This is a genomic window from Pseudoalteromonas aliena, from assembly GCF_038155085.1.
Classification (GTDB): Bacteria; Pseudomonadota; Gammaproteobacteria; order Enterobacterales; family Alteromonadaceae; genus Pseudoalteromonas; species Pseudoalteromonas aliena_A.
The window spans coordinates 1-12,954 of record NZ_JBAKAU010000004.1 but is presented as its reverse complement, the minus strand read 5'-3'; the positions used below and the strand labels follow the sequence as shown (position 1 = coordinate 12,954).

12 protein-coding genes and 1 riboswitch are annotated in these 12,954 nt (G+C 41.9%); of the genes, 9 read left to right on the top strand and 3 right to left on the bottom strand.

Features of this window, described 5'->3' with window-relative positions:
- Positions 1 to 75 precede the first annotated feature (75 nt).
- Entirely contained in the window at positions 76 to 2,193 is a 2,118-nt protein-coding gene (locus V6260_RS05705; protein WP_341593090.1) for a TonB-dependent receptor, read from the bottom strand.
- 84 nt (positions 2,194 to 2,277) lie between these two features.
- On the opposite strand from V6260_RS05705, the gene V6260_RS05700 reads away from it, so the two are divergent.
- The 8 genes from V6260_RS05700 to V6260_RS05665 all read left to right on the top strand — a co-directional run bounded on the left by V6260_RS05700 (position 2,278) and on the right by V6260_RS05665 (position 9,980).
- The gene (locus V6260_RS05700) at positions 2,278 to 2,676 is read left to right on the top strand and encodes an acyl-CoA thioesterase (RefSeq protein WP_341593089.1); all 399 of its coding nucleotides are present in this window, start codon (positions 2,278 to 2,280) and stop codon (positions 2,674 to 2,676) included.
- A 128-nt stretch (positions 2,677 to 2,804) separates the two neighbouring features.
- On the top strand, positions 2,805 to 3,203 hold the full coding sequence (locus V6260_RS05695; RefSeq protein WP_341593088.1) for an META domain-containing protein: 399 nt from the start codon (positions 2,805 to 2,807) through the stop codon (positions 3,201 to 3,203).
- 107 nt (positions 3,204 to 3,310) lie between these two features.
- Positions 3,311 to 3,425, top strand: a riboswitch (TPP riboswitch).
- A gap of 142 nt (positions 3,426 to 3,567) precedes the next feature.
- Positions 3,568 to 5,520, top strand: coding sequence for a phosphomethylpyrimidine synthase ThiC (gene thiC, locus V6260_RS05690; RefSeq protein ID WP_341593087.1), 1,953 nt, complete (start codon positions 3,568 to 3,570; stop codon positions 5,518 to 5,520).
- Between the two features lie 118 nt (positions 5,521 to 5,638).
- The gene (locus tag V6260_RS05685; protein WP_341593086.1) at positions 5,639 to 6,640 is read left to right on the top strand and encodes an FAD-dependent oxidoreductase; all 1,002 of its coding nucleotides are present in this window, start codon (positions 5,639 to 5,641) and stop codon (positions 6,638 to 6,640) included.
- An 18-nt stretch (positions 6,641 to 6,658) separates the two neighbouring features.
- Positions 6,659 to 6,853, top strand: a complete 195-nt coding sequence (gene thiS, locus V6260_RS05680; protein WP_341593085.1) for a sulfur carrier protein ThiS — start codon at positions 6,659 to 6,661, stop codon at positions 6,851 to 6,853.
- 5 nt (positions 6,854 to 6,858) lie between these two features.
- Positions 6,859 to 7,650 (top strand): thiazole synthase, encoded by a 792-nt coding sequence (locus V6260_RS05675; protein WP_341593084.1) that lies wholly within the window; start codon positions 6,859 to 6,861, stop codon positions 7,648 to 7,650.
- A 9-nt stretch (positions 7,651 to 7,659) separates the two neighbouring features.
- Positions 7,660 to 9,195, top strand: a complete 1,536-nt coding sequence (thiE, locus tag V6260_RS05670; RefSeq protein WP_341593083.1) for a thiamine phosphate synthase — start codon at positions 7,660 to 7,662, stop codon at positions 9,193 to 9,195.
- A 35-nt stretch (positions 9,196 to 9,230) separates the two neighbouring features.
- Complete coding sequence (locus V6260_RS05665; RefSeq protein WP_341593082.1) at positions 9,231 to 9,980, top strand: HesA/MoeB/ThiF family protein; 750 nt, start codon at positions 9,231 to 9,233, stop codon at positions 9,978 to 9,980.
- Positions 9,981 to 10,113: 133 nt separating this feature from the next.
- On the opposite strand, the gene asd is transcribed toward V6260_RS05665, so the two are convergent.
- Positions 10,114 to 10,980, bottom strand: a complete 867-nt coding sequence (gene asd / locus V6260_RS05660; RefSeq protein WP_341593081.1) for an archaetidylserine decarboxylase — start codon at positions 10,978 to 10,980, stop codon at positions 10,114 to 10,116.
- Positions 10,981 to 10,995: 15 nt separating this feature from the next.
- Positions 10,996 to 12,054 carry a small ribosomal subunit biogenesis GTPase RsgA gene (rsgA, locus tag V6260_RS05655; protein WP_341593080.1) on the bottom strand — a complete coding sequence of 353 codons (1,059 nt, stop codon included), beginning with the start codon at positions 12,052 to 12,054 and terminating at the stop codon, positions 10,996 to 10,998.
- A gap of 122 nt (positions 12,055 to 12,176) precedes the next feature.
- Between rsgA and orn the strand changes: the two genes are divergently transcribed.
- Entirely contained in the window at positions 12,177 to 12,722 is a 546-nt protein-coding gene (gene orn, locus V6260_RS05650; RefSeq protein WP_341593079.1) for an oligoribonuclease, read from the top strand.
- Positions 12,723 to 12,954: the final 232 nt, after the last annotated feature.

Sequence of the window (12,954 nt, the reverse complement as noted above, 5' to 3'; positions counted from 1 at the left end):
TCTACAAATAAAAACACCGCGCTTTAATTAAGCGCGGTGTTTTCTAATCTTTAACTGACAACTATCAGTTTTATTTTAAAGCTCTAGCGTAAACGTTACACCCGCTACGCGAGGTTCGCCTAACTGTACGTAGGTATGCGTTTCGTAACCATCAAGTGGATCGTTACCAAACTCAAAGCCGCGTGTTGGTACTGTTTCGTCAAATACGTTACGAGCCCATGCACGTACTGCCCATATATCGGCTTCGTAGCCAAAACTCAGGTTAACTAAATTGCTGCTTGGCGCTTGTGAGTTATGGCTATCTGAGAAGTAATAATCGTCCTTACCTTCAACACCGATCATCCCGTACAGCTCATTAGTAAAGTTGTAACGTGCGCTAAATGCATATTGGTATTTAGGTGATTGCGCTTGCTCACGGCCGTCTTGGTTTAAGCCCGATTGCGTTACAAAGTCGTCAATTTCTGTATTTAAGTAACCAGCACTGCCCGTTAAAAATAAATCTTCAGTAAGTTGGTAGCTACCTTCAACTTCTAAGCCGTAGTTGCTACCCGAGCTTGCGTTATCAACATAGCCTGTGAACTGCTGGTTTTCTACTTGCCATGCTTTTAATTGAATGTTGTCGCGATGCATATAAAATGCCGCTAAACGCAGGGTGAATTTATCATCAAGGGATGAGCCCTTAACGCCAAACTCGCTGCTCCATAGGTATTCAGGATCAAAGCTTGTGTGTTGCTGGAAAAAATCAGCATCTAGGTTTAAGCCTTCATCTTTTGCTTTAGCGAGTGCTTCTGAGTTAATGCCACCAGCTTTATAGCCACGAGTGATGCTTGCGTAGATCATGGTACGATCAATTACTTGGTACTCAAGTGCTACTTTACCGCCAACCATTACATCGTCTGTATCTTCGATAAAGCCGTTACTGTCGGTGTAATCACCTTGATACTGTTCAACACGTAAACCTGTAATTAACGTAGTCTTAGGCCCAATAGGCGTAGCTAATTGGCCATATAGAGCTAAATTACTGGTTTCGTAAGCTGACGCAAATGAGCTTGCAAGCCATGTGTATTCACGCTCTAAATCTACATCGCGGTTTTGGTAATAAACACCTGCAACCCAGTTACCTGTTTTAGAATTAAATTGTAAGTTAACTGATTGATCGTCACGATCGCGTGTATAAACATCCGTAGAGCTATAGCCCCAAGGGTGCAAGCCTGCTGCACATAATTGTGGTTCGCTCGGATCGTTACACACCCAGTCTTCATCAAAGCTGTAAAGTAGCTCTGTATCAATGGCCGATACGTTTAAGCTGATATCAAAGGCATTAAAACCTGTGTAGGTATTATTAATACCAATGGCGTAGCTTTGCTGGTTATCTTGACCTGGTTCGTCCGCAACACTGTTACGGCTGTTATCGAGCGTGAACGCATCGTAACCGTTGTTTATATCAATGTAGTGAAGGTTTAGTTCAGTGTTTAAATGCTCGGTAAGTTGGCTATTTAATTTAAAGCGGGCTACTTGCTCATCCTGTTGTTGAGTTTCGTCATTTAAATATAGGTTATCAACGTAGCCGTCTGATTTTCTACGAAAGTAGCTTAAGCGTGCGCTTGTGTCATCTGTTAAGCCTGTACTTGCTGCAAGGCCTGCTTCACGTGAGTTGTACGTGCCCATACCTACTTGTAGTTTTAAACTAGGATCGGCAGTGGCTTGAGCTGATTCCATTTGGATCATGCCAGCCATGCCATCTGCGCCAAAACGTGTGCCTTGCGGGCCACGGTAAATTTCGACTTGGTCAATATCAAACAATAATGAGCTGCCACCAAGGCCTGAGTAGTTTATTCCATCAATAACTAAACCAACCGATGGATTAATTGGATCTACAAATTGTGAACGAAGCCCCACACCACGAATTTGAATATAACGACCACGAGAAGCACCCGACGTAAAGTTTACATTAGCAGTACTACCTAGCATTTCGTCTAAGAAATTTGCACCGCGTTGGTTAATCTCGCTGTCACTAAATAAGCTTGCGCTTGCGCTTAAAGTTTGAATGCTTTCACGTTGAAAGTCGCCAGTTACAACGATTTTTTCAAGGTCACTGTCATCAGCGTTAGCTACAAGTGGTGCACTAATTAGCGGTAAAAGTGCTGCAGTAATTAAAGACAAACGTAAGTTCATTGGGTTACTTAACTCCATTTTAGGGACTCGTATGGTAGCAATTATTTAAACACATGTGCTATAAACGCGGCAATTATACGTTAAATAATCAGGATTACTAATATGACCTTCAAAGTTGACTTTAAAGTACGTGACTATGAATGTGACTTACAAGGTATTGTAAACAATAGCGTCTATTTTAATTATTTAGAGCATGCTCGACATGAATTCTTGTACGCACACGGTATTGATTTTGCTCAGTTAGCGAAAAATAAAATTAATCTGGTCGTGATGCGCAGCGAAATGGATTATAAGCATTCTCTATTACCAGGTGATGAATTTTATGTGGCTGTAGAGCCGCAGCGTATTAGTCGTTTAAAATTTGCCTTTAAGCAAACTGTTATACGTAAAAGCGATGAAAAAGTAATGCTCAATGCACTGATTATAGGAACGTCTGTTAATGAAAAAGGTAGGCCATTTTTACCAGAGCAAATAGATAACGTATTCAAAATTACAACTTAGCACTTAACCTCATGTCTTTTAGACTACCATAGGACAAAAATTTACATTTAAAACATGCATTTTTAACGGATAAATGGCATAAATGTTGTTACTATTACACTAATTAGACAACGTTAGTTAGTATTAGCATGAAATTAGCAGCAATACCGATATTTATAGTCGGTTTATGTGTTGGTTGCACATCAACAGGTAAAGTTACCAGTGAGCAGCTTAAATATACCCAATGGCAATTATCACGAGTAGATGGGCTAGCGGTTCCACCATCGTTTAATGCATCAATGAGCTTTATTGAAGCGCTGCAAGTAAACGGTTTTGCTGGCTGTAACAAATTTTTTGGTGAAGGCTCGCTTGAAGAAAGCAACCTTACCGTAAGTAAGTTAGGAATGACGCGCAGGTCGTGTGGTGGAGAGCTTGATGAGTTTGAGCAACAGTTATTACAGGCCTTAAAGCAAGGTGCTGAGCTTAAAATTCAAGATCAGCAATTAGTCATGCAAGGCGAGCAAACATTTGTGTTTATCCCTAAATAATTTTAAATTTTTGAAAAACAGCCCCTTGCGGGCAGTTTTTAACTGACGTACACTCAGCGCAGATTTGTTGAATAATACCTTCGAATCGACGAACAGAATTTATATATCAATACTTGTCGGAGTGCCAAAGCTAAGTAATTAGTTTTTGGCTGAGATCGCGAAAGCGGGATCCGTGAACCTGATCAGGTTAATACCTGCGTAGGGAACAAGCTGTCTAAAATAGGACGCTTGTGCGTCTTTTTTTATGCGCACAATAAAGTGATTTTGTTTTTTAGGCTGCAAAGTAGTATGTACGCTACTTTACGATCTTTCTCTATTCCTTTGGAATATCTGACAAGACAACCCTTAAGCAATGAGGCAAGTCATGTCAAACACTACAAATAAAGCGTCACGCCGAGAAACTCGTGCTGCCGCGTCTGAATATATTTATAACTTAACGGGTCAACCGTTTCCAAATTCTCATAAAGTATACGTTGAAGGTACTCAACCAGGCGTGCGCGTTGGTATGCGTGAAATCACATTAAGTGATACGTTTATTGGCGGCACAGATGAAAACCCTGTTTATGAGTCAAACGATCCGCTTCGTGTTTACGACACGTCGGGCCCGTATACCGATCCTAATTTTGAACTAGATGTGCGCCAAGGCTTACCAAAATTTCGTGAGCAATGGATTGAAAACCGTGGTGACACTGAAATTTTAGAATCAGTGACGTCGCAGTTTTCGCAGCAGCGCATGGCTGATGAAGGGTTGGATCATATTCGCTTTGATCATCTGCCAAAAATACGCCGTGGTGTCGCTGGTAAAAACGTAACGCAAATGCATTACGCACGCCAAGGAATTATTACCCCTGAAATGGAATACGTAGCTGTTCGTGAAAATATGGGACGTGCAGAAATTCGTAAAGAACTACTTGCGGCGCAGCATAAAGGCGAGTCGTTTGGCGCGAGTATTCCTGAATTTATTACCCCAGAATTTGTACGCGACGAAATAGCCCGTGGTCGCGCTATTTTACCAAATAATATCAATCACCCAGAAACAGAGCCTATGATTGTAGGGCGTAACTTTTTAGTTAAAGTTAACGCCAACATTGGTAACTCATCGGTCAGTTCATCTATTGAAGAAGAAGTAGAAAAGATGGTGTGGTCTACTCGCTGGGGCGCAGACACCGTTATGGACTTATCAACGGGCCGTTACATTCACGAAACGCGCGAATGGGTTGTGCGTAACTCGCCTGTACCTATTGGCACAGTACCGATTTATCAAGCGCTTGAAAAAGTAAACGGTGTGGCTGAGGATTTAACGTGGGAAATTTTCCGCGATACGCTTATAGAGCAAGCCGAGCAGGGAGTTGATTATTTTACTATTCATGCCGGTGTATTGCTTCGTTATGTACCAATGACGGCAAAACGCGTAACCGGAATTGTGTCGCGCGGTGGCTCAATTATGGCTAAGTGGTGTTTAGCACATCATAAAGAAAATTTTTTATACACGCATTTTGAAGACATTTGTGAAATTTTAAAACAATACGATGTGTGTTTTTCACTCGGTGATGGCCTGCGCCCAGGTTCGATTGCTGATGCCAACGATGAAGCACAATTTAGTGAACTACGCACCTTAGGTGAGCTGACTAAAATTGCGTGGAAGCACGACGTACAAGTATTTATTGAAGGTCCAGGACATGTGCCAATGCACATGATTAAAGCCAATATGGATGAGCAATTAGAGCATTGCGGCGAAGCGCCATTTTATACTTTAGGCCCGTTAACGACCGACATTGCACCAGGGTACGATCATATTACCTCGGGTATTGGTGCGGCTCAAATAGCATGGTACGGCTGTGCAATGCTTTGTTATGTAACACCTAAAGAGCATTTAGGTTTGCCAAATAAAGAAGATGTTAAAGAAGGCTTAATTACCTACAAAATTGCAGCGCATGCCGCCGATTTAGCAAAAGGTCACCCGGGCGCGCAAGAGCGCGATAACGCCTTATCAAAAGCGCGCTTTGAGTTTAGATGGCATGATCAATTTAATATTGGTTTAGATCCAGAGCGTGCTCGTGAGTATCACGACGAAACCCTTCCGCAAGAATCAGGCAAAGTGGCTCACTTTTGTTCTATGTGTGGTCCTAAATTTTGCTCTATGAAAATTAGCCAAGAAGTACGTGATTACGCTAAAGATTTAGAAACACGCGGTATTGATCCAAATGATGCTGGCGAGGCTATTGAAATCAAGATGATTGATGTAGAAGCCGAAATGAAGGCTAAATCTGCCCAGTTTAAGCAAACAGGCTCAGAAATTTACCACAAAGCGGTATAAAACAGTTTACGCAAGAAGTTAGATACAGATGTAGGTGAGGTTTTATACCTCGCTTCTTTAAATATTGAAGAAGTGCGAAGTAAATTCGCACCTACTAATAACTGCTTTTGGAGGTTTTATGTTTTATAACATTGCTGTGGTGGGTTTTGGTTTAGCAGGGCGCTTAGCTGCCCTTGAGCTAAGTAAGTTGCATCATGTAACGGTGTTTGAAGCTGACGATGAGCAAACCCCAAATAGCGCCGGTAAAGTGGCAGCAGCCATGCTGGCACCGCTTGCTGAGTCGGTATTGTGTGAGGCTGATTTAGCTTTAATGGGGCTTGATTCAATGAAGCGCTGGCCCAGCATTATTGCCGAGCTTGAAAGTGAGGTTTTTTTTCAGCAGCAAGGCACTTTGGTCATTGCGCACCAACAGGACAAAGGCGATTTACAAAGCTTTGCACAGCGTATAAAACCGCTAGCTGATCATACTGGCAAATATATAAATGCTCAACAAATTACAATGCTTGAACCTGAACTTGCAGGGCGTTTTAATCAAGGCTTATTTTTACCCTGCGAAGGGCAAATAGATAACCAAGCATTTTATAAAGCCAGCTTTACACAGCTCAACAAACGCAAAGTTAAGTTTGTATTTAATCAGCGCGTAACCATTAACGACAACAAAATAAACAATCGAACTTTTGACTACATTATAGATTGTCGTGGGCTTGGTGCTAAAGGCGATAAACCACTTAGAGGTGTACGTGGCGAAGTAGCAAGGTTATATGCACCTGAAGTAAGTTTAATCAGGCCCGTGCGTTTAATGCACCCGCGTTATCCAATTTATATAGCGCCTAAACCTAACAGTGAATATGTAATTGGTGCGACCGAAATAGAATCGCAAGACAGCGGCGCCGCAACAGTGCGCTCAACCCTTGAGTTACTTTCAGCGGCTTATACCGTACACAGCGGATTTGCCGAAGCACGGCTACTTAATATTCAAACTGGATTACGCCCTGCATTTAGCGATAACCGACCAGAAGTATCACAAGTTGGCAATGTAATTAGCATTAACGGCTTATATCGACATGGCTATATGTTAGCGCCGGCATTAGTGGCGCAAGCAGTTTCGCAAATACAGTAAAAATAGAGTGAGAATAAAATGAACATTACAATTAATGGCAAGCCACTTAATGTTAATAGCAAAGCACTCGTTGAGGTACTTCAAAGCTTTGGTGCAGTTGCGCCTTTTGCTGTGGCTGTTAATGGCGAATTTATTGCGCAAAGTCAGCACAGTAACTATGTACTTAATGAAGGCGACAGTGTTGAGTTGCTGTCACCCATTCAAGGCGGATAAAGCCCATGCAAAATAAAGACTGTTTAACTATTTATGGTGAGCAAATAAAGAGTCGTTTATTAATAGGCTCTGCGCTTTATCCGTCGCCCGACATTATGACCCAATCGATAGTCGCCTCTGGCGCTGAAATTGTAACCGTGTCGCTTAGGCGTCAACAAAGTGCAGCAGCCGGTGATGACTTTTGGCAGTTAATAAAAAATACTGGTTTAAAAATACTCCCTAATACTGCAGGGTGCCACAGTGTCAAAGAGGCGATTACACTTGCAAAAATGTGCCGAGAGGTATTTTCCACAGATTGGATTAAGCTAGAGCTGATTGGCGATGATTACAATTTACAACCCGATCCTTTTGCATTGCTAGATGCGACAAAAATATTAATTAACGATGGCTTTAAGGTACTGCCTTATTGCACCGACGATTTAGTATTATGTCAGCGTTTAAGTGATTTAGGTTGCGAGGTGCTTATGCCATGGGGCGCACCAATTGGTACCGGTAAAGGTTTGTTAAATAGTTATAATTTAAAAACTATTCGAGCGCGCTTACCCCATACAACATTAATAGTAGATGCAGGTTTAGGTTTGCCATCGCATGCCTGCCAAGCACTCGAAATGGGGTATGATGCGGTATTATTAAATTCAGCCATTGCAGGGGCGGGCTGCCCAATCACTATGAGCCGCGCATTTAAAGCCGCAGTTGAAGCAGGGCGCTTTGCATATCAAGCAAAAGCAATGCCTGAAAAAGATGTTGCAGCCCCATCAACTCCAACAATGGGTATGCCATTTTGGCATCAGCAGTAAGGAAAAAATATGAATAACGTAGTATGGACAATTGCCGGATCTGATTCGGGCGGCGGTGCAGGTATTCAAGCTGATATAAAAGCAATGCAAAGTTTTGGTGTACATGGCTGCACGGCAATTACGGCGCTTACTGCACAAAATAGTTTAGGCGTAGAGGCTATTAATGCAGTGTCTACCGATATTATTGAATCGCAGTTACTAGCGCTTGAAAAAGACATGAAAGCCAAAGTGATAAAAATTGGCATGTTAGCCAATGTGCAGCAAATTCAGTTGATCAGCGAACATATAAGTCATTATAAAGCTAAATGGCCTGTGCCTCCCGTTATTGTATATGACCCTGTCGCTATTGCCTCAAGCGGTGACTTACTAACAGAAGAAGACACTGTAAGTGCAATAAAAGAATGTTTACTGCCGCTGGTGGATGTAATAACTCCAAACACACACGAAACACAGTTATTAACCGGTGTGTATTTAATTGGCCCGGCTGCAATAAAAGAAGCGGCTAATAAGTTATTAAGCTGGGGCGCTAAAGCCGTTGTTATTAAAGGCGGGCATTGGGATTACCCAAGTGGCTACTGCATTGATTATTGTATTGATAGTAATACGCAAAATGGTGAAGAATACTGGTTAGGCAATCAAAAAATACAAACACCGCATAACCACGGAACCGGGTGTAGCATGGCTTCGGTAATTGCAGCGTGTTTAGCTAAAGACTACCCATTAAAAGATGCCTTTATTTTAGCTAAAGCGTATATAAACCAAGGGCTAAAACAGTCGGTACGCTACGGTGAGGGGATTGGGCCGGTTGCTCAGACCTCGTTCCCTACTAATTTAGCTGACTACCCACAAGTTATTGAGCCTGGTAGTTGGCTGGGTGATGAACTAGATTTTGATGTGCCGCTTGATTTTAATATGGCGGCAGATTTTGCGCCTTGTGAAAGTAAATCGATGGGCTTATATGCGGTTGTTGATAGCACCGATTGGTTAGATAAGTGCTTACAACAAGGCATTAAAACAGCGCAGTTACGCGTTAAAAATAAAACGCAAGACGAGCTTGATGCGCTCATTAAGCAAGCTGTTGAGCTGGGCAAGCAATACAACGCACAGGTATTTATAAACGATTACTGGCAGCTAGCTATTAAGCATGGTGCGTATGGTGTGCATTTAGGGCAAGAGGATTTAGATATTGCCAATTTAGCCGCTATTAAAGACGCTGGGCTAAGGCTTGGGCTTTCTACTCATGGCTTTTATGAAATGCTGCGTGCGCATAATTATCGCCCTAGTTATATGGCATTTGGTGCTATTTACCCAACCACAACAAAAGACATGACAGGGCAAATACAAGGTCTTGAAAAGCTGATTAAATTTGTACCGCTTATGCAAAGCTATCCAACAGTGGCAATAGGCGGTATTGACTTAAGCCGTGCTGAGCAGGTAGCGAAAACCGGCGTGGGTAGTGTTGCCGTAGTGCGTGCGATTACCGAGGCTGATAATTACGTAGAGGCTATAAGTGCTCTGCAAGTGGCCATAAGCAGTGCACATTAATATTAACAAGGGCAATACTAACAAGGCTGGTAAACGTGAATGAGCTAAGCGAAAAAGAAACTCTTCGTTATAGCCGCCATTTATTGCTAAAAGAAGTTGGGCTTGAAGGGCAGTTAGCACTTAAATCCTCAACGGTTGCAGTAGTGGGGGCTGGTGGGTTAGGTAGCCCCGCACTTTTATATTTAGCCGCTGCGGGTATTGGAACGCTTATTTTAATTGACGATGATGAGGTTGAGCTTTCAAACTTACAGCGCCAAGTGCTTTATAAAATAAATCACTTAGGGCAAAACAAGGTCGCTGCTGCAGGTAAAGTATTAGCGAGTCTTAATAATCAAATAGACATAGTAACGTATTGCCAAAAGTTGGATGAGAGTAATGCAGTTAACATGTTTAAAGGTGCTGACATTGTACTTGATTGCTCTGATAACTTTAGTACTCGCTATAGTGTTAATCGTTATTGTATTAGCAATAAAACACCGTTAATTTCTGGTGCTGCACTCGCAACCAAAGGGCAGTTAATGGGCTTTGATTTTAGGCAAAGTGATAGCCCGTGTTATGGCTGCGTTTTTCCACAGGGCGAAGCTACACCGGTTATAAATTGCAGTAACGCAGGGGTGATTAGCCCGTTACTTGGTGTAATAGGCTCTATGCAGGCGCAACTTACACTCAATTTATTGCTGGGGCATTCAGAGGGAGTTGTGTTTATAACCTTTGATGCGCTTACGTTAAAGCAGCAGCACTTTAAAGTGATTAAAGATTCAGAGTGTAAAGAGTGTGGAAAATAGGTTTTTGAGTGAGTTGTGCCTTTTATTAATTGTGACGTTAAAGGCTTTTTGCGTGAGCAAGCTTCACGCCTACAAAAATTAAAAAACCGCGTTTAAATGACGCGGTTTTTTGATTTCTAATTAACGATTGATTTTAATCGTTAATCTTTGCAAACGCAGTACCTAAGCGAGTAACCATTTCTGGTAGTTGATCTTCCAGTATTTCAGCTTTATCAGCACCCCATGCAAGTACCACAGTAGAGCCTAATTTAAATCGACCCATTTCTTCACCCTTTTTAAGCGTGATAGCGTTATCGCCAGTGGTTGGGTATTTCCAACTAAATACATCGCTACCAGCTGGTGGCGTGACAGTACCTGCCCAAATAGTTTCTATGCTGGCTACAATTGTTGCGCCAACAAGCACCATTGCAAGCGGACCAATCTCAGTTTCAAAAATTGCGACTACTCGTTCATTACGTGCAAACAAGTTAGGCACGTTTTGCGCTGTAAGTGGGTTTACTGAAAATAAATCACCTGGCACGTAAATCATTTTTCTTAGTGTGCCAGCAACTGGCATATGAATACGGTGGTAATCTTTAGGTGCTAAATAAATAGTGGCAAACTTACCGCCTAAAAAGGGGGTTGTATCATCTTGTGAACCGCCTAGTAGCGCTTGTAAGCTGTAATCGTGACCTTTAGCTTGTATTAGCTGTCCGTCAACAGTATCGCCTAGCTGGCTGATTGCGCCATCCACTGGATGAATGATGATATTGCTATCTTCTACCATTGGGCGCATGCCGTCTTTTAAAGGGCGAGTAAAAAATTCATTAAAGCTTTTATAATGAGCCGGATCTGGGTATTGGGCTTCGCTCATATCTACTTTATATTGCTTAATAAATAGTTTAATTAAAGTTGTTGTTAAAGCACCTGCTTTAGCTGCGGCTAATTTACCCACTACGCGTGAAATAAAATGTTTTGGCATTGCGTACTGCATTGCTATTTTAAATTTGTCTAAACTCACAGTATTTTTCCTAAATTATACGCGAGGCGCACGGGCGCCTGCACGGCCATCGGCCATTGTTTCTAAAATTCGGTGGTAGCTGTCAAAGCGCAATTGAGAAATTTTGCCATCTGCTACAGCTTCTTTAATTATACAGCCCGGATCGTTTAAATGTTTACAGTCCCTAAAGCGGCATCCGCCAATAAATTCTCTAAATTCTTTAAAGCACCAGGTAACACGCTCAACATCTAAGTGCCATAAACCAAACTCACGAATTCCTGGCGAGTCGATTAAATTACCGCCGCTTGGTAAATGGTGAAGGCGTGAAACAGTTGTTGTATGCTGGCCTAGGCCGCTGTTTTCAGATACTTCTTTAGTTAATATTTCAGCGTTAGGTAATACAGTATTAACGAGGGTTGATTTACCCACACCACTTTGACCAACAAAAATGTTATTTTTACCAACAAGTACTTCTTTTAATTTATCAATACCATTGCCCGATATATTACTAACAAGGAGTACTTGGTAATCAAGTTTACGGTAGATATCGAGAACTTTTTGTATTTCACTAAGACCAACATCATCAATTAAATCTATTTTATTGAGTACTAAAATTGGTTCAATGCCCATGTCTTCACAGGCTATTAAATAGCGGTCAATAATACTTGGGGTAAACTCTGGCAATACTGCCGATACCATGAGTATTTGATCAATATTAGCTGCAATAACTTTTACGCCGTCGTAAAAGTCAGGGCGGGTAAGTTGTGAGCGACGTTCTTGCGTGGCTTCAATTACTCCGGCTAAATCACCTTCACTTACTTTGGCACGACGGAATAATACTTCATCACCACACACTAAATTAGAAACAGTGCGGCGTATATTACAACGAAGTACATCGCCGTTCTGTGTTTCGACATCGGCGTGTTGGCCAAAACGACTGATCACAATTGCGCTCTCGACCTGACCTAAATTATCTGTTTGCCACTCTTGCACGCCTTTTTTAGCAGGTCTTGAGTCTGCGCTATTAATGCGCTTTTGGTGGTTGGCCTTGATCTGACGCGATTGGCCTTTACTTAATTTTTTCTGTTTTGCCACTGGAGGCCTATAACCTTAGTTAAATGTCGCTTTTCCTAAAAAAAGCTTTAGCTCGACGGTTGATGCTAATATGATATATCGAAATGCGTTGGATCTAAAGAAAAGCACCGTTTAAGGTAATTATGACTATTAATAAATCAAATTTAATTTGGCTCGATCTGGAAATGACCGGACTTGAACCAGCGAGCGACAAAATACTTGAAATTGCAACTGTTGTCACTGACGCCGACTTGAATATATTAGCCGAGGGGCCAACTATTGCTATTCATCAAAGCGATGAATTACTTAATGGTATGGATGAGTGGTGTACTACACAACATGGTAAATCAGGATTAACAGCGCGCTGTAAGGCGAGTACTTTTGACGAAGCGTACGCTGTAGAGCAAACACTAAACTTTTTAAAGCAGTGGGTGCCAGCGGGGGCATCGCCAATGTGTGGTAACTCGATAGGCCAAGACAGACGCTTTATGAATAAGTACATGCGTGAGCTTGAGGACTTTTTTCATTACCGTAACTTAGATGTAAGTACTATTAAAGAATTAGCCCGTCGTTGGAAGCCTGAAGTTTTAGCTCAGGTGAATAAAAAAGGGTCACACCTTGCACTTGATGACATTAAGGATTCGATTATGGAATTAAAGGTTTATAGAGAAAAATTCTTTAATTTGTAAAAAACACTTGCAAACACCCCGTATTATTGTAGAATCCTGCCCCGCTTAAGACGATAACCCACGCGGGGTTGGTGTGTTTAAGTGGTTAAATTACCATCAGTAAATGCGATGCTAGCTCAGTTGCTAGAATGTTGAACGCGACCTGTCGCACACCAACGTAAAATAACTGAAGAAGTAAAAATGCGGTACTAGCTCAGTTGGTAGAGCGCGACCTTGCCAAGGTCGAGGTCAC